Raw genomic sequence first — 15,894 nt, forward strand, 5'->3', positions numbered from 1 at the left:
GTCAATCGCGGGCTAGATTAAACCAGATTTGTCCAAATCACCAGAACGGGAAGGATCACCGATCATGACGATGGAAGAAATTGCCGCCCAGATGCGCGAAAAGGCCGCCGATACCACCTTGTCGAGCTCGGTGAAGTTCGATTGCGGCGCCGATGGCGTCATCCTCATCGACGGCAACACGGTCACGACCACCGACGGCGATGCCGATTGCACCATCAAGATGTCGAAATCCGATTTCGAGGACATGCTTGCCGGTGAACTCGACCCGACCGCGGCCTTCATGCAGGGCAAGATCACGGTGGAAGGCGACATGTCCGTTGCCATGCAGCTTTCATCGCTGCTGTGACCGGATAAGCCGGGCAACAAACCGGCACGCCCCGCACCGGAGAAGAAAAGGCCCGGACCGTGCCGCCAGCATGGTCCGGGCTTTCTTGTTCCGGAAGCGCGTTTGCTGCGCGATCAGGCCGCCAGGCTGCGCCCCGGCCTTTGGCGGTGCGGCTCGGCGCGGCGCCCGCCGGAACGCAGGACGCCCGCCGCCCCGTCAAGCGCGCCGGCCTTGAGTTCCAGTGCCAGCAGACGATGCGGCTCATAAGGTCCGGGCATGGCCAGCGCGTTGGTCCTGTCGGCGGAAAAGCCGAAGCGCGAATAATACGCCGCATCGCCGACAAGCAGGACCGCGCCATGGCCGAGCCCTGCGGCCCGTTCGATGGCATGGCGCATCAGTGCCGAGCCGATACCGGCGCTGTTCAGCGACGGATCGACGGCCAGCGGCCCGAGCAGCAAGGCCTGTGCATGGCCGGCCCGAACGTTCCACAGCCGCACGGTGCCGATGACTCGTCCCGCGCCATCGCGCGCGACGAAGGCCAGTCCCTCGGCCGGCAGGCGCCCGCGGCGCAGTTTCTCAGACGACTTGCGCCGCCAGCGCGGCCCCATGGCACTGTCCAGCAGCGCATCGCGCGCGGCCATGTCAGCGGCGGTCTCGGCATGGATGGTGAAGAGGGGCGCAACGGGCGAAGGCGTGGCAAGGTCGGTCATGACGGCAGCTCCAGGGCCTGATCCGGACAACAGGGATGCAAGCGCCCGCGCCCCGGCGGAATGCCGCCGGGACAGGGCAGGCCTGAACGGGATCGCCCGTTCAGATCACGTAGGATCGCAGCGGCTCGAAGCCGTTGAAGGCCACCGCCGAATAGGTGGTGGTATAGGCACCCGTGCCTTCGATCAGCACCTCGTCACCAATCGTCAGCGTGACCGGCAGCGGATACGGGGTCTTCTCGTAGAGCACGTCGGCGGAATCGCAGGTCGGTCCCGCCAGCACGCACGGCTCCATCGCATCGCCGTCGCGCGGCGTGACGATGGGATAGCGGATCGCCTCGTCCATCGTCTCGGCCAGCCCGCCGAACTTGCCGATGTCGAGATAGACCCAGCGCACATTGTCATTGTCGGCCTTCTTCGAGACCAGCACCACCTCGGCCTTGATGACACCGGCATTGCCGACCATGCCGCGGCCCGGCTCGATGATGGTCTCGGGCAACTGGTTGCCGAAATGCCTGCGCAGCGCGCCGAAGATCGCCTGGCCATAGGCCTGCGCGGCCGGCACGTCCTTCAGGTAGCGGGTCGGGAAGCCGCCACCCATGTTGACCATCTTCAGGTGGATGCCCTGCTTGGCCAGCGAGGCGAAGACGCGGTGCGCATCGGCAAGCGCCCGGTCCCAGGCGGTCAGGTCGCACTGCTGCGAGCCGACATGGAAGGACACGCCATGGGATTCCAGCCCGAGCTGATGGGCATAGACCAGCACGTCGACCGCCATCTGCGGCACGCAACCGAACTTGCGCGACAGCGGCCATTCCGCGCCCTCGCCATCGGTCAGCACGCGGCAGAACACGCGCGCGCCCGGCGCGGCGCGGGCCACCTTTTCCACTTCCTCGGCGCAGTCGACCGCGAAAAGGCGGATGCCCAGTTCGAAGGCGCGCGCCACATCGCGTTCCTTCTTGATCGTGTTGCCATAGGAAATGCGGTCCGGTGTCGCGCCGGCATCCAGTGCCATCTCGATCTCCGCCACCGAGGCGCAATCGAAGGATGAGCCTTCGGAAGCCAGCAGACGCAGGATTTCGGGCGCCGGGTTGGCCTTCACGGCATAGAAGATGCGGCTGTCGGGCAGCGCCTTGCGAAAGGCGGCGAAATTGTCGCGCACGACGTCGAGATCGACGACGAGGCACGGGCCGGAGGGACGGCGGGTGGCAAGGAAATCGAGGATGCGCTGCGTGGCCATCGGGTTTCTCCAGTGCGGCTGGAAAGCCGCTTCATTCGAAGCTGCCCCGGCGCCGTCTGCTGGCAGCCTCGGGCATTGGACAAAGGGCATGCGGTCACGCCATTGGAACCAGCCGGTGGAGACCCCGGAACCAAGGAATGCCGTCATGCGGCGAAGGACAAACCGCCCCTTGAGGGAGCGACCATCCGCTTTGTCTGCCATTGATTGGAGGGAGAACCCGTCCGCACATCCGGCAATGAAGGTGTGCCTCTTCAGTAACCCCGGCCTGTGGACAGCCGGCAGACACCAGAAAGGCCCGCACCGTCGTTGCTTCAAGATGTCCTCGCCTGTCCAGTTGGCCGGACGGACGACCGGAGGGGTTAGCTCCGGGTACCTTACCGTGTCCTCCACCTTTCGGAGGACCGGCGGACACCCACAGGCACGTGCGACTTTGGGCATCCGGGATATAGTGAAATTCGCCCCCCGCTTCAATGAAAAATCGCATCGCGCTTGAATTTTCCGGATCGATGAACAATCTCTTCAGGACCGATCACGGAGTCTGAACGATGGACACCCTCACCCGCATGCGCGCCTTTATCGATGTCGTTGAAGCGGAAGGCTTTTCCGCCGCCGCCCGCAAGATCGGCCGATCCAAGGCGCTGTTGTCGAAATATGTTCGCGAACTGGAGGACGAACTGGGCGTGCTGCTGCTCAACCGCACGACGCGGCAGTTTTCGCTCACTGAATCGGGCCATGCCTATTTCAAGCGCGCCACCGAGATCGTCCGCGACATCGACGGTTTGCAGGAATCGATCCGCGAATCGAGCGGCGACGTGCGCGGCCGCATCCGCCTGACCGCTCCGCGTTCCTTTGCCGATGCGGCCATCGGCCAGGTACTGATCGACTTTGTCTCCGATCATCCTGACATCAAGCTGGACATCCATCTCGACGATCGCTTCGTTGACCTTGTCGAGGAGGGGTTCGACCTGGCGATCCGCATTTCGCGGCTGGAAAACTCTTCACTCATTGCCCGCAAGGTGTCCGATTTCTCCGTCAAGCTCTGTGCCACGCCCGCCGTCATCGCGAAATACGGCAAGCCGAAGACACCGCATGACCTTTCCAGGATGCCGTGCATCTCCGATACGAACGGGCGCTGGCTGACCAATTGGCCGTTCCAGGCGCCGGGCGGCGACACGATTACCGTGCCGGTGGCAGGACCGCTCGAGGTCAACAGCCCCGCCGTCGCCCGCGCCGCCTGCCTTGCCGATCTGGGCTTTGCCATCATCCCGGATTTCGTCGTCAGCGAGGATATCAAGGCTGGCCGCCTCGTGCCGCTGCTGGAGGACTGGATTCACAAGGACAGCGGCATGTTCGCCGTCTATCCGCATCGCCGCTATCTTCCGGCCAAGGTGCGCGTCTTCGTCGACTACCTGGCCGCCTGGTTCAAGCGCAAGGCGCAGGAGGAATGAAGCTGCGGCGAATGGCGCCTTGAAACGGCACGCCGGCGATGGAACAGTCTGCCGGATTTTCGCCGCCTTCGTCAGCCAGTCAGGCTGTCAGGTGAACGTGCGATTCCACTGAGCGGAGATCCGGCCTTGAGGCAAACCCGTGCCGCAACCTTTCTGGCCATGCTGCCGGCATTCCTGATCGCGGCCGCGCCGGCCCGTGCCCATCCGCATGTCTGGGCGGAAGCCCGCCTCGACCTCGCCCTTGCAGGCGATCAGGTGACCGCCCTGCAGCACGTCTGGCGGTTTGACGACATCTTCTCCGCCACCGTGGTCATCGAATTCGACAAGAATGCCGACAACCGTCTGGATGAAGCCGAACTGGCCGAAATCGGCACGACGGTTCGCGAATCCATTGCCGATTATGATTATTTCCAGGTCGTGCAGGTGGACGGCAAGGACATTGCGACACAGGCGCCGGAGACGGTGATCGCCGATTATCAGGATGGCCGTCTGGTCATCCTCTTTGAATCCAGGATGAAACAGCCCCTGCCGCTGTCCGGCACGCTCACGTTCGCGGTCTATGACCCGACATTCTACACCGCCATCGACTTCATGGAAGACAGCGACATGGTGAGCGAGGGCCTGCCCGGCGCCTGCACACGCGAAGTGATTCGTCCGGACCCGGACGAAATCCTGGCGCAGAACAGCGAAAACCTCACCGAAGCGTTCTACGAGACCACCGACATGACGCAGTTGACCGGCATATTCGCCACCCGCCTGCAATTGACCTGCGGGCAGGGCGAATGAAGGCGATCCGCACCGCCTGCATCGCCGCCGCCTTGTCGGGGGCTGCCATCGCTTCCGCCCATGCACAGAGTTCGCTCGGCATCGGGACGGCCGAGCAGGCGCTGCCGCCAAGCGGCCTGTTCCCCACGCTCATGCACTGGATCAACACCCAGCAGCAGGATTTCTACCGCGCGCTCACCGGCGCGCTGCGCACCATGCGCTCCGACCCGTCCGCCGCATGGCTTCTGGTCGGCCTTTCCTTCGCATACGGCGTCTTTCATGCTGCCGGTCCGGGCCACGGCAAGGCGGTCATCTCGTCCTACATGCTGGCCAATGAGGTGGCGCTGAAGCGCGGTGTTGCGCTGTCCTTCCTCTCGGCCATGGCTCAAGCGGTCACCGCCATCATTGTCATCGGCATCGTCTTCCTGTTCCTGCGCGGCACCGGCATCCGCCAGACCGACGCGGTCTGGTCGATGGAAGTGGCGAGCTATGCGCTGGTCGCCGGCTTCGGCGCATGGCTCCTGTTGCGCAAGCTGCGCGGCCTGATCCCGGCCCCGGCACCCGCCCTTGCCGCCGCCGGGCCTGGTCATCACCATCATCACGACCACGGGCCGGCCTGCGACCACGATCACCATCACAACCATCAACATGGCCACCGTCATGCTCACCATGGCCACCACGACCATGCACCCGGCGAGGTCTGCTCCTCCTGCGGCCACGCCCACATGCCGGACCCGAAACTGCTTTCCGCGGGGCGGTTCGGCCTGACGGAAGCCCGCGCCGCCGTGCTCGCCGTCGGCCTGCGCCCCTGTTCCGGCGCGCTTATCGTACTGACCTTCGCCTTCCTGAACGGTCTGTGGTGGGCAGGCATCGCCTCGGCCTTCGCCATGGCCATCGGCACGGCCATCACGGTCTCGGCACTGGCAACGCTGGCCGTGACCGCGAAAAACGCCGCGGTGCGCCTGTCAGGCGGCGGCCGTCTTGGCGCCGTCATTCATCATGGCGTGGAAATCGGCGGCGCGCTTCTGGTCCTGCTGCTGGGCCTTCTGCTTCTCACTGCGTCGCTGTCGGCTTGATCAGCCCTCGCCGTCGCGCTTGCGCTGGGCGCGGGCGCGCAGCCAGAACACGCCGAAGAATGCCAGCACGAAGAGAATGGCGAAAATGCCCGCCACCACCGGCGACCGCTGGCCGATCCACAGCATGATGTTCGGCATGAAATTGGCGACCAGTCCGAATCCCAAAAGGATGACGAGCGCGGCGACGGCCGGTTTCCAGCTTTCCTTCATGCCCCGGCCTTTCCCTTGCCTTCCGTCATGGCGCGCAACTCTTCCAGCCGCGCCTTCTGCCGGCCCTCACTATCGAAATTGCCGGGCGAAAGCCAGCGCTGGAATGCCGCACGGATGGCGGGCCAGTCGCGGTCGAGCATCGCATACCACGCGGTGTCGCGATTCCGGCCCTTGACCACCATGTGCTGGCGGAAGACGCCTTCGAAGGTGAAGCCGAACCGCTGCGCCGCGCGGTGCGACGGCACGTTCAGGTCGTTCAGTTTCCACTCGAAGCGGCGGTATCCCAGGTCGTCGAACACATGGGCCGCATGCAGGAAGAAGGCTTCGGTGGAAAGGGCCGAACGCTGCATGGCCGGTCCCCAGTGGATGTCGCCGGTCTCGATGACGCCATTGGCCGTGTCGATCCGCATCAGGCTCTGACGGCCCACGGCCCTGCCGCTCGCCTTGTCGATCACTGCCGCGTAAACCGAATCGGGATGATGCTCCGCCCAGTCCAGCCAGATCCGGAAATCGGCGCGGCTCTTCGGCATTTCCGTTCCAAGCCAGGTGAACCGCGCCTGCGCATCGCCCTCGGTCGCCGCCACGAAAAGATCATCGCCATGGCGCGCGGCCGAAAGCGGCTCCAGACGCACAAGGCGCCCTTCGAGTGCGCGCCGTTCGGGCCGCGGTCGCTGCGTCCACTGGCTCAGATCGTTCATCGCGCGGCCTTTCTTCCGGTTGACAAGACATGCAGGCGACCTCCAATACGGCAAAACGCATTCCGGGGAAACGCACCGACATGAAAACGATTGCCGCCTTCGACCGCATCGGCGAGGAAAACGCCTTTGCCGTGCTGGCCCGAGCCACCGAGCTTTCCGCACAGGGCAAGGACATCATCAATCTCGGCATCGGCCAGCCGGATTTCCAGACGCCGCAGCATATCGTCGAGGCCGCGATCAAGGCACTGCGCGATGGCCATCATGGCTACACGCCTGCCACCGGCCTTCTTCAGACGCGCGAGGCGGTCGTCCGCCGGACGCTGACCACCACGGGCATCGAAGTCTCGCCTGACAGCGTCATGATCATGCCGGGCGGCAAGCCCACCATGTTCGCCGCCATCATGATGTTCGGCGAGCCGGGCGCGCAAATCCTATATCCCGATCCGGGCTTCCCCATCTACCGCTCCATGATCGAGTTCACCGGTGCCACGCCGGTTCCCATCCCGGTACGCGAGGAAAAGGCCTTCGCGTTCTCCGCCGACGAGGTTCTGGCGCTGATCACACCGCAAACCCGGCTTCTGATTCTCAATTCCCCGGCCAATCCCACCGGCGGCGTCACACCGCGCGCCGAGATCGCCAAACTGGTCAAGGGCCTTGAGAACCACCCCGAAGTGGCGATCCTTTCCGACGAGATCTACGACGTCATGACCTATGACGGCGAGGAACACACCTCGCTGCTGCAATTCCCGGAAATCCGCGACCGCCTCATCGTGCTCAATGGCTGGTCCAAGACCTGGGCCATGACAGGCTGGCGCATGGGCTGGTCGATCTGGCCGGAGACGCTCTATCCGATGGTGCGCAAGCTGGCGGTCAATTGCTGGTCCTGCGTCAACGCGCCCAGCCAGTTCGCGGGCATTGCCGCCATCGACGGTCCGCAGGACGATGTGGAAAAGATGATGCGCGCCTTCGACAACCGCCGCAAGATCGTCACCGAGGGCATGAACACCCTGCCCGGCATTTCCTGCGCCACCCCCAAGGGCGCCTTTTACGCCTTCCCCAATATCAGCCAGACCGGCTGGAAGGCCAAGAAACTGGCTTCCGCCCTGCTGGAGGAAGCCGGCGTCGCGCTGATCGGCGGGCCGGATTTCGGCGTGCTCGGCGAAGGCTACATCCGCCTGTCCTACGCCAATTCCGAGGAAAACATCCTGCGCGCCATCGAGCGTATGGAAACCTTCCTGAACGAAACGGCACCCGCCTGATCAGACGAAGAAGACCCAGATCGCCGCGCTCGCCGCAATGCCGACGAGAATGTTCATCGGCACGCCGATCTTCAGGAAATCGGTGAAGCGGTAGTCGGCAGCGCCATAGACGAGCGTGTTGGTCTGGTAGCCGATGGGCGTGGCAAACGAAGCACTGGCCCCGAACATGACCGCCACGACGAGCGCGCGCGCGTCGATCCCAAGCGGTTCGGCAAGCCCGATCACGACGGGCGTCAGGACCACGGCCACGGCATTGTTGGTGACGAGTTCGGTCAGCAGCGAGGCCAGCAGGTAGACCGCCAGCAGCGCCAGGAAACCGGGCAGAAGCGTCAGGAACGGCGACAGGCTGGCAACCACCAGTTCCACCGCACCGCTGTCCTGCAGCCCCCGCCCGATGATCAGCATGGCGAAGATCAGTACCAGGATGGACCCGTCGAGCGAATTCCAGGCCTCGTCGGCGTCGATGCAGCGCAGAACCAGGATCGCGCTGACCGCCGTCAGCGCCAGGATGCCGATCGGCAGCACGCCCAATGCCGCCAGGACGACGACTCCGGCCAGCGCGGCAAGCGCGATGGGCGCCTTGGCGCGGCGAAAGGCCCGGCCGGAGGCGCGCGAAATCGACACGATATTGGTTTCGCGGTCCAGTTCCTCGAAGGCGCCGGGTGGCCCCGACAGAATCAGCTTGTCGGCCGGACGCAGCGTCACGACGCCCAGTTCCGGTCCCGGAATGTGGTTGTGCCGGTGCGCACCGAGCACCTGCAGCCCGAACCGGCGGCCCAGCGACATCGAGGCGAGCGCCCGCCCGCTCGTCCACTTGCGCGGCGTGACCACAGCCTCGACGATGACATTGCTGCCTTCCTCCGCCGTCAGGCGCGCCGTGCCGCGCAAGCCCACCTTGAGCGAATCGTGGCTGGCCAGTGTCAGCAGTTCCGATGTCGGTGCGCGCAGGATCAGCCGGTCCCCTTTCTGCACCTCGAAATCGTCGAGATCCCTGCGCACGGTTTCCGATCCGCGCTGGATGCCGGAAATGATGACGCCCGGCGCCTTGAAAAGGCCGATGTCGCCCAGCCTGCGACCATCCAGGTTGTCGCCCACGATGCGCGCCTCCGACAGGTACTCTGTCTCGCCCAGGAGCATGTCCTCGCTCGCCGCGCCGCGATCGGGCAGCAGGCTGCGGCCAAGCAGCAACATGACCGAAAGCCCGCACAGCGCCGCCACGATGCCCACGGGCGTGATCTCGAACAGCGTGAACGGCTCCAGCCCGCGCTCGCGCGCCACGCCATCCACCAGCAGGTTGGTGGACGTGCCGATCAGCGTGCAGGCGCCCCCGAGCACGCCGGCATAGGACAACGGGATGAGCAGGCGCGTTGGCGCCAGGCCCAGCGCATGGGCCAGCCGGATGACGACCGGAATGAGCACCAGCACGATCGGCGTGTTGTTGACGAAGGCCGAGGCCACGAGCGTGACGAGAACGAATCCGGCAAGGGCCGTGCGCGGACTCGTGGTGGCCCTCTCGACCACCAGTCCGGCCAGCGCGTCGAGCACGCCTGTCCGCACCAGCGCACCCGAAAGGATGAACATCGCGCCGATGGTGATCGGCGCGGGATTGGAAAAGACATCCATCGCGTCGCCCGGCGCGACAAATCCGAGCAGGATGAACAGGCTGGCAAAGCCGGCCGCCGTAACTTCCGGGGGATAGATCTCGCTCATGAAGAGCGCGAACATGAGCAGAAGGAGCGCCAGGGCGATCCAGGCCTGGTAGTCGCTGAGGATTGCGGCCAAGCGAGTTCCCTCTTCATTGCGGTGAACATGCGAACGCTTTGGAACCGGGACCGGTTCCATGGCCGAGATTACAGAAAATGAGCGGAATCAAAAACAGGGCGATCCGGTGAAGGATCGCCCCGAGGCGGAACCGTGCTTGGGAGGAGGAGAGCCGGTTCGTCTATGCATTAAAATGATACACGAAAATGAACAAATGGTTAATACTTGTGAAGCCATTGAAATATAGCCGGTTTATGACTTGCGCTAGGCTGCTTGTCACTTGCGCGAAGGCAAGTTGATTCGGATCAAGGCGGGCGGGAATCAAGCAGGTTACAAGACAAAGCGGGCCAGCCGGGGAAACCGGCCAGCCCGCCAGTGACGTCAAGTGAAGGTATCGGCTTCGCGATGGAAACCGTACCACCGCCCCCGGTCTTGACATTGTCAAGATCGTTCTACACGTCATCTTTACGATGTCAAGACGAAACTTTGCTTGGCCGTGGATCTTGTGCTAACGATAGCGGTACCGGGGGTGGTCAAGTGTCGCAGGCATCGGCCTTGCCAGAAAACATGAATTCGATGACGGACACCGATTCAGGCGGACCGGCCCGGCAGGCATACCATCATGGGGATTTGCGCAGCGCGCTTCTGGAAGCCGCCGAGCAGGAACTTGCCGCCAAGGGCGTAGAACGTTTTTCCATGCGCGGTGTCGCAAAGCGCGCCGGCGTGAGCCACGCCGCACCGGCGCACCACTTCAAGGATGTCAACGGGCTGCTGACCGCACTGGCGGCACTCGGCTTCCGCAAGCTCGTCGAGCGCCAGAAGGTCTTCATGGCCGATGCCAAGCCCGCCGCCTGGAACCAGTTGATGGCCTCAGGTCTTGGCTATGTCGTCTTCGCACTGGAGAACCCGCCGGTCTTCCGGCTGATGTTTTCCTCTGACCGCCCCGATCTCGAAAATCCCGAGCTCAAGGAAGCGGTTGACCTGTCCTATGCGGTGATGGTCGATCAGTTGCGCATCCTGCACGGTGCGGGGCCGGACGAGAACCCGGCTGTCGGCATCGACATGGCTGCCGCCTGGGCGGTTGTTCACGGACTGGCCGACATTCTCGCTTCCAACCGCCTGCCGCAGATTTCCGACCTGCCCCCGCCGGCCCGCGACATGGCCATCATGGCCATTATCGGGCGCGCCATGCCCGAATTGTCCAAGCGTTAGAACGAATTTTCGGGCGGAGCGAACAGCTCTGGACGAAAACGGCCGGGGCATCGCTGCCCCGGCCGCGTCCGCGACGCCGGCCCCCGCCGGTCAGCGCGTCACGATTTCCGGCCCCATCAGCGCATAGGGCAGCCAGGTCGAGATCACGGGCACATAGGTCACCAGGATCAGGAAGGCGAACAGCACGGCCACGAAAGGCAGCGCCGCGCGCACGACCTGGATCAGGCTCATGCCCGTAATGCCGGACGTGACGAACAGGTTCAGGCCGATCGGCGGCGTGATCATGCCGATTTCCATGTTCACCACCATGATGATGCCCAGATGCACCGGATCGACCCCAAGTTCCATGGCGATGGGAAAGACCACCGGCGCCACGATCAGCAGCAGGCCCGACGGCTCCATGAACTGCCCGCCGAGCAGCAGCAGCAGATTCACCGCGATCAGGAAGGTGAACCAGTTGAAGCCATATCCCACCATCAGGTCGGTGATTGCGTCGGGAATGCGCTCCGATGTCAGCACATGGGCAAACAGCAGCGCATTGACGATGATGAACATCAGCATCAGCGTGGTCTTTGCCGCATCCACCATCACCTTGCGCGTGTCGTCATGCAGCATGCCGCCGAAGAACCGGCTGCCGATCTGCGCCAGGTTGCGCGCCCAGATGGAAAGGCCCGAGCCGAGCATGGCCAGGATCGCGGCCGGATTGGCCGTTCCGCCGCGCCACACCGCATAGGCCACCATGATGACCAGCGCGATGATCGAGCCCCACAACAGGCGGTCGCCCGGCGTCACCGTCTCCGAATCAGCCGTGGCAAAGAAGGACAGGATCATCCAGACGAAGAGGAAGGACACGGCATAGACGGAGGACTTGAAACCGGTGACGGCGCGCCGGCTGTCCGTTTCCCGGATCCAGGGCACGTCCTTCAGCGGCCCCATGTCGCGATAGACGAAAATGGCGATGAAGAAGGAGTAGACTGCCGCCACCGCGGCCGCTTCCGTCGGCGTGAACACGCCGCCATAGATGCCGCCGATGATGATGACGATCAGGAACAGGCCGAAACCGGCCTCCTTGCCGCCCTGAAGGATCTCGTCGATCCCCCGCCAGGGCTCCGCCGGCAGGCCCTTGCGGCGCGCCATGATGTAGATGGCGATCATCAGCATCAGCCCGGCGATCAGGCCCGGCACCACGCCGGCCAGGAACATGCGCCCGACCGAAACGTCGGTCGCGGCCGAATAAACCACCATGACGATGGAAGGCGGAATGAGAATGCCCAGCGTTCCGGCATTGGCAATGATGCCGGCGGCGAATTCCTTCGTGTAGCCCACCTGCCTCATGCCGGCGATGGCGATGGTGCCGATGGCCACCACCGTGGCCGGTGAAGACCCGGAAAGCGCGGCGAAAAGCATGCAGGCCAGGACCGAGGCCATGGCCAGGCCGCCGCGGAAATGCCCCACCGTGGCAATGGCGAAGCGGATGATCCGCTTGGCGACCCCGCCCGTCGACATGAAGGCCGAGGCAAGGATGAAGAAGGGAATGGCCAGCAGGGTATAGTTCTGCGACGCCGTGAAGAGTTGCAGCGCCACCGAGGACATCGAATCCTCTGAAAACAGCGCGATGATGAGGATGGACGACAGGCCGAGCGAAACGGCCACCGGCACGCCGAGAAACAGGAGGCCCAGGACGAGCACGAAGAGAATGATGGTTTCCATGATGCGTCAGTCCTTCAGGATGCCCTTGTTTTCAGCCACCAGCTCTTCGGCCTCGTGCCCCGCAATCAGCAATTCGCGTTCGCCACGCCAGATCTGCACGAAGCCCTGGATCGAGCGGAAAGCCAAAAGCGACAGGCCGATGGGCAGCATCAGGTAGGCGATCCAGCGCTGCACGCGCTCCTGCGTCCCGAAGGCCGCCTGGATGAATTCCGGCCATCGCAGGTCGTCGAGCCCCGTTCCCCTGTCGAACATGAACTTCCAGTATCCGATCGCGCCCGTCTGCCGCCAGTTCGTGTTGACGTCCGCGCCCAGCCAGGACAGCCAGCCGTAATGCAGCAGGATCAGCGCATAGGCCGCGGTGCAAAGGGCGCCGAAGAGGGCCACGATCCGGAACGCGTTGCCAGGCAGCAGGCGGATGAACGCATCCACGCCAAGATGCATTCCCTGCTTCACGCCATAGCTCATGCCGAACAGGATCAGCCAGGCAAACAGGATGCGCGTGAATTCCAGTGCGCCGCTCCAGCCCGTGTTGAAACCGTAACGCGCGATGACCTGAACGAAGGACACCAGCGTGATGGTTGCCAGCAGGAGGGCGATGATGTTCTCCTCCATGCGGCTCACGCCGTCCGGCCACCGCCTTTCGGCGGCGAAAAGAATGACGACCAGCGCCAGAAGCGCCAGGATGGGCCAGAGTAGTGCCATTGCAGATCTCCCCGCATATCCCCCGCGATGAACCGGCCGCCGCATTGCCCTGGCGGCCGGCCATCACTGGCCGTTCCGGACTGTCGCCCGGAACGGCATCATGTCATGGCGTCGCGCTTACGAGCCCGAATGCGAGGCCGCGGCCTCGATCAGGTCCTTGCCGATATCGCCCTCGAACTTGTCCCAGACCGGTTTCATGGTCGAAACCCACTGGGTGCGCTGCTCCGGCGTCAGCTCGCGGATCGTGCCGCCCGCATCCAGAATGTTCTGGCGGCAGGTGGCTTCCTTCTCGCCCACGGCCTTGTTGGCGGCATTCGTGACGTCGTCGACGATCGATACGAACTGCTCGCGCACATCGTCATCCAGCCCGTTCAGCCATTCCGTGGACGTGACCAGCAGATAGGCCAGCGTCTGGTGGTTGGTCTCGGAAACGCCGTCCTGCACCTCGAAGAACTTCTGGGTGTAGATGTTGCACCAGGAGTTTTCCTGACCGTCCACGACACCGGTCTGCAAGGCGCCATAGACTTCCTTGAAGGCCAGCTTCTGTGCCGAGGCGCCCATGGCCTCGATCATCGCCACGGCGACGTCGGACGTCTGCACGCGGAACTTCAGGCCGTTCGCGTCCTCGGGCACCAGCAGCGGCTTCTTGGCCGAGAAATACTTCATGCCCGACAGCCAGTAGCCCAGACCGGTATAGCCCTGGCTTTCCTCCATGACCTTCAGCAGCCCCTTGCCTTCGGCCGAATTGGCGAAGGAGGACACGGCGTCCAGGTTGGCGAACATGAAAGGCAGGTCGAACAGGCGGTACTTCAGCGTATAGGCCTCGAACTTGGAGAGCGAGGGCGCGGCAAGCTGCACATCGCCCAGCAGCAGGGCTTCCATCACCTTGTCATCGTCGAACAGCGTGGAGTTGGCGAAGACCTCCATGCAGGCCTTGCCTTCCATGTCCTTGTTGACGCGCTCGGCCAGCATCGTGGCGGCATCGCCCTTGGGGTGGCCGCTGGCAGCAACGACGTGAGAGAACTTGATGACCATTTCGCCGCTGTCGCAACCGGTCTCGTCGGCCATGGCCTGGCCGGCGGCAAAGGTAAGTGCGAGAGCCGAAACGGCGCCGAGAAGCTTCTTCATGTCGGATATCCTCCTCATGGCGGACAGGCATGTCCGCGTTTGCAATCATGGTCCGGGAAGACGGCCGCAGCCATCCGTTGACGGCATGAATATCGGTGATGTCCTCCCGGCGGCGGGGTCACGCGACCCGCATCCGCCAATGTGTCAGCAAGCGGTGTGCCAACCGGCACCCGCATGCACAGGAATACGGGATTTACCAAATATTAAAGGATGTTAATGCGCCCGGCCGGAGGCGAAACCGGATACCGGACCCTGCCGCATGTCACCGGAAATACCCGAAGCCTGGCGCCGGACGGGTATCTTCCTACCCATCGCCCCCGGTCTCGCCCGTCCCGATGCCATGGCGCCGGATCTTGTCGTAGAGCCCCTTGCGCGACAGGCCGAGCGTTTCGTAGGTCTCCTTCATCCGCCCGCCATTGCGGTTCAGCTCGGCTTCGATCACCGCCTTCTCGAAGGCGGCCACCCGGTCGGCCAGCGCGCCGCTTCCCGTATCCGCGCCATGCCCGGTCCCCTCGAAGCCGCGCCACAGGCCGAGCACGAAACGGTCGGCCACGTTGCGCAGTTCACGCACGTTGCCGGGCCAGTCATGGCCGATCAGGTCGGCTTCCAGCGCCGGGGTGAAATCAGGCATGTCGCGCCGGTAGCGGGCCCGGGCCTCCCGCGCCAGGTGGACGAACAGCAGCGGGATGTCATCCTTGCGATCCTTGAGCGCGGGAATGCGCAAGGTGATGACGTTGAGACGGTAGTAGAGATCGGTGCGGAACCGCCCGGCCCGTCCCTCCGCTTCCAGATCGGCCTTCGAGGCCGCGACGAAGCGCACATCCAGCGGGATCGATGTGTTGGAACCCAGCCGTTCCACCGCACGCTGTTCGATGGCGCGCAGCAGTTTGACCTGAAGGTCGAGCGGCATGGACTCGATCTCGTCGAGAAAGACCGTGCCGCCATTGGCATGTTCGAGTTTGCCGATGCGCTGTTTCTGCGCCCCGGTGAAAGCGCCCGCCTCGTGGCCGAAAAGCTCGCTTTCGATGATCTCGGCTGGCAGCGCGCCACAATTGATGGCCACGAAATTGCCCCGCGCGCGCGGGCTGAAGTCATGCAGGGCGCGCGCCACCACCTCCTTGCCCGAGCCCGTGTCGCCCAGCACCAGCACGTCCGCATCGGTGCCCGCGACGGCCATGATCTCCTCGCGCAGGCGGCGGATCGCGCCATTGCGCCCCACGAGCCGCGCTTCCAGATCCGTCGAGGAATCCAGTGTTTCGCGCAGGACGCGGTTTTCCAGCACCAGGCGCCGCTTTTCCACGCCGCGCTGCACCACCGAGGTCAGCCGCTGCACCGGAAACGGTTTCTCGATGAAGTCATAGGCGCCCTCCCGCATGGCCGCCACGGCCAGCGCCACGTCGCCATGTCCTGTGATCAGGATGACCGGAAGCGCCGGATCGATCTCCATCACGCGGCGCATCAGGCCCATGCCGTCCATGCCGGGCATGCGGATATCCGACACGATGACGCCGTGAAACGACCGCGTGACGTGTTCCAGCGCCTTGTCTGCCCGCGCCAGCGGGCGCACCCGGAACCCGTCCAGTTCCAGCCCCTGCACCAGCGCCGGGCGCAGGTCGTCATCGTCATCCACAAGGAGGATTTCCGGTTCGTCCATGC

At 64.2% G+C, this 15,894-nt stretch carries 16 protein-coding genes; 7 read left to right on the forward strand and 9 right to left on the reverse strand.

Features of this window, described 5'->3' with window-relative positions; all coding sequences use genetic code 11:
* The first annotated feature begins 64 nt into the window (after nucleotides 1–64).
* A complete protein-coding gene (locus tag R3D65_RS13525; RefSeq protein WP_371275767.1) occupies nucleotides 65–346 on the forward strand; it encodes an SCP2 sterol-binding domain-containing protein in 282 nt (93 codons plus the stop codon).
* A 113-nt stretch (nucleotides 347–459) separates the two neighbouring features.
* On the opposite strand, the gene R3D65_RS13530 is transcribed toward R3D65_RS13525, so the two are convergent.
* Both R3D65_RS13530 and odc2 read right to left on the reverse strand, forming a co-directional pair.
* The gene (locus tag R3D65_RS13530) at nucleotides 460–1,035 is read right to left on the reverse strand and encodes a GNAT family N-acetyltransferase (RefSeq protein WP_371275768.1); all 576 of its coding nucleotides are present in this window, start codon (nucleotides 1,033–1,035) and stop codon (nucleotides 460–462) included.
* A gap of 100 nt (nucleotides 1,036–1,135) precedes the next feature.
* Nucleotides 1,136–2,269 carry an ornithine/lysine decarboxylase gene (gene odc2, locus R3D65_RS13535; protein WP_371275769.1) on the reverse strand — a complete coding sequence of 378 codons (1,134 nt, stop codon included), beginning with the start codon at nucleotides 2,267–2,269 and terminating at the stop codon, nucleotides 1,136–1,138.
* A gap of 545 nt (nucleotides 2,270–2,814) precedes the next feature.
* On the opposite strand from odc2, the gene R3D65_RS13540 reads away from it, so the two are divergent.
* The 3 genes from R3D65_RS13540 (at nucleotide 2,815) to R3D65_RS13550 (ending at nucleotide 5,558) form a co-directional block, all read left to right on the forward strand.
* Nucleotides 2,815–3,717, forward strand: coding sequence for a LysR family transcriptional regulator (locus R3D65_RS13540; RefSeq protein WP_371275770.1), 903 nt, complete (start codon nucleotides 2,815–2,817; stop codon nucleotides 3,715–3,717).
* A gap of 126 nt (nucleotides 3,718–3,843) precedes the next feature.
* Entirely contained in the window at nucleotides 3,844–4,503 is a 660-nt protein-coding gene (locus tag R3D65_RS13545) for a DUF1007 family protein (RefSeq protein ID WP_371275771.1), read from the forward strand.
* Nucleotides 4,500–5,558, forward strand: coding sequence for a nickel/cobalt transporter (locus R3D65_RS13550; RefSeq protein ID WP_371275772.1), 1,059 nt, complete (start codon nucleotides 4,500–4,502; stop codon nucleotides 5,556–5,558). The genes R3D65_RS13545 and R3D65_RS13550 overlap by 4 nt, the downstream gene beginning before the upstream one ends.
* Here the strand turns inward: R3D65_RS13550 and R3D65_RS13555 are convergent, their stop codons facing one another.
* A complete protein-coding gene (locus R3D65_RS13555; protein ID WP_371275773.1) occupies nucleotides 5,559–5,768 on the reverse strand; it encodes a hypothetical protein in 210 nt (69 codons plus the stop codon).
* The gene (locus tag R3D65_RS13560) at nucleotides 5,765–6,466 is read right to left on the reverse strand and encodes a GNAT family N-acetyltransferase (protein ID WP_371275774.1); all 702 of its coding nucleotides are present in this window, start codon (nucleotides 6,464–6,466) and stop codon (nucleotides 5,765–5,767) included. Before R3D65_RS13560 ends, R3D65_RS13555 begins: the two co-directional genes overlap by 4 nt.
* Before the next feature lie 80 nt (nucleotides 6,467–6,546).
* On the opposite strand from R3D65_RS13560, the gene R3D65_RS13565 reads away from it, so the two are divergent.
* Nucleotides 6,547–7,725 (forward strand): pyridoxal phosphate-dependent aminotransferase, encoded by a 1,179-nt coding sequence (locus tag R3D65_RS13565; protein WP_371275775.1) that lies wholly within the window; start codon nucleotides 6,547–6,549, stop codon nucleotides 7,723–7,725.
* On the opposite strand, the gene R3D65_RS13570 is transcribed toward R3D65_RS13565, so the two are convergent.
* Nucleotides 7,726–9,507, reverse strand: a complete 1,782-nt coding sequence (locus R3D65_RS13570) for an SLC13 family permease (protein ID WP_371275776.1) — start codon at nucleotides 9,505–9,507, stop codon at nucleotides 7,726–7,728.
* Between the two features lie 58 nt (nucleotides 9,508–9,565).
* Between R3D65_RS13570 and R3D65_RS13575 the strand changes: the two genes are divergently transcribed.
* Nucleotides 9,566–9,733, forward strand: a complete 168-nt coding sequence (locus R3D65_RS13575; protein WP_371275777.1) for a hypothetical protein — start codon at nucleotides 9,566–9,568, stop codon at nucleotides 9,731–9,733.
* Nucleotides 9,734–10,062: 329 nt separating this feature from the next.
* On the forward strand, nucleotides 10,063–10,698 hold the full coding sequence (locus R3D65_RS13580) for a TetR/AcrR family transcriptional regulator (protein ID WP_371275778.1): 636 nt from the start codon (nucleotides 10,063–10,065) through the stop codon (nucleotides 10,696–10,698).
* Between the two features lie 90 nt (nucleotides 10,699–10,788).
* On the opposite strand, the gene R3D65_RS13585 is transcribed toward R3D65_RS13580, so the two are convergent.
* The 4 genes from R3D65_RS13585 to R3D65_RS13600 all read right to left on the reverse strand — a co-directional run bounded on the left by R3D65_RS13585 (nucleotide 10,789) and on the right by R3D65_RS13600 (nucleotide 15,892).
* Nucleotides 10,789–12,408: a TRAP transporter large permease gene (locus R3D65_RS13585; RefSeq protein ID WP_371275779.1), complete on the reverse strand. Its 1,620-nt coding sequence runs from the start codon at nucleotides 12,406–12,408 to the stop codon at nucleotides 10,789–10,791.
* A gap of 6 nt (nucleotides 12,409–12,414) precedes the next feature.
* Nucleotides 12,415–13,110: a TRAP transporter small permease gene (locus tag R3D65_RS13590; protein ID WP_371275780.1), complete on the reverse strand. Its 696-nt coding sequence runs from the start codon at nucleotides 13,108–13,110 to the stop codon at nucleotides 12,415–12,417.
* A 117-nt stretch (nucleotides 13,111–13,227) separates the two neighbouring features.
* Nucleotides 13,228–14,238: a DctP family TRAP transporter solute-binding subunit gene (locus tag R3D65_RS13595; protein ID WP_371275781.1), complete on the reverse strand. Its 1,011-nt coding sequence runs from the start codon at nucleotides 14,236–14,238 to the stop codon at nucleotides 13,228–13,230.
* A gap of 304 nt (nucleotides 14,239–14,542) precedes the next feature.
* A complete protein-coding gene (locus R3D65_RS13600) occupies nucleotides 14,543–15,892 on the reverse strand; it encodes a sigma-54-dependent transcriptional regulator (RefSeq protein ID WP_371275782.1) in 1,350 nt (449 codons plus the stop codon).
* Between the last annotated feature and the right edge of the window lie 2 nt (nucleotides 15,893–15,894).

Source organism: Zhengella sp. (genome assembly GCF_041397485.1).
Classification (GTDB): Bacteria; Pseudomonadota; Alphaproteobacteria; order Rhizobiales; family Rhizobiaceae; genus Zhengella.

Bases quoted from the DNA above. Each gene is read 5' to 3' on its own strand.
- odc2 (WP_371275769.1), bottom strand. From the start codon at position 2,269: ATGGCCACGCAGCGCATCCTCGATTTCCTTGCCACCCGCCGTCCCTCC.
- R3D65_RS13530 (WP_371275768.1), bottom strand. From the start codon at position 1,035: ATGACCGACCTTGCCACGCCTTCGCCCGTTGCGCCCCTCTTCACCATC.
- R3D65_RS13560 (WP_371275774.1), bottom strand. From the start codon at position 6,466: ATGAACGATCTGAGCCAGTGGACGCAGCGACCGCGGCCCGAACGGCGC.
- R3D65_RS13540 (WP_371275770.1), top strand. From the start codon at position 2,815: ATGGACACCCTCACCCGCATGCGCGCCTTTATCGATGTCGTTGAAGCG.
- R3D65_RS13575 (WP_371275777.1), top strand. From the start codon at position 9,566: ATGGCCGAGATTACAGAAAATGAGCGGAATCAAAAACAGGGCGATCCG.
- R3D65_RS13580 (WP_371275778.1), top strand. From the start codon at position 10,063: ATGACGGACACCGATTCAGGCGGACCGGCCCGGCAGGCATACCATCAT.
- R3D65_RS13565 (WP_371275775.1), top strand. From the start codon at position 6,547: ATGAAAACGATTGCCGCCTTCGACCGCATCGGCGAGGAAAACGCCTTT.
- R3D65_RS13600 (WP_371275782.1), bottom strand. From the start codon at position 15,892: ATGGACGAACCGGAAATCCTCCTTGTGGATGACGATGACGACCTGCGC.
- R3D65_RS13555 (WP_371275773.1), bottom strand. From the start codon at position 5,768: ATGAAGGAAAGCTGGAAACCGGCCGTCGCCGCGCTCGTCATCCTTTTG.
- R3D65_RS13595 (WP_371275781.1), bottom strand. From the start codon at position 14,238: ATGAAGAAGCTTCTCGGCGCCGTTTCGGCTCTCGCACTTACCTTTGCC.
- R3D65_RS13550 (WP_371275772.1), top strand. From the start codon at position 4,500: ATGAAGGCGATCCGCACCGCCTGCATCGCCGCCGCCTTGTCGGGGGCT.
- R3D65_RS13590 (WP_371275780.1), bottom strand. From the start codon at position 13,110: ATGGCACTACTCTGGCCCATCCTGGCGCTTCTGGCGCTGGTCGTCATT.
- R3D65_RS13525 (WP_371275767.1), top strand. From the start codon at position 65: ATGACGATGGAAGAAATTGCCGCCCAGATGCGCGAAAAGGCCGCCGAT.
- R3D65_RS13585 (WP_371275779.1), bottom strand. From the start codon at position 12,408: ATGGAAACCATCATTCTCTTCGTGCTCGTCCTGGGCCTCCTGTTTCTC.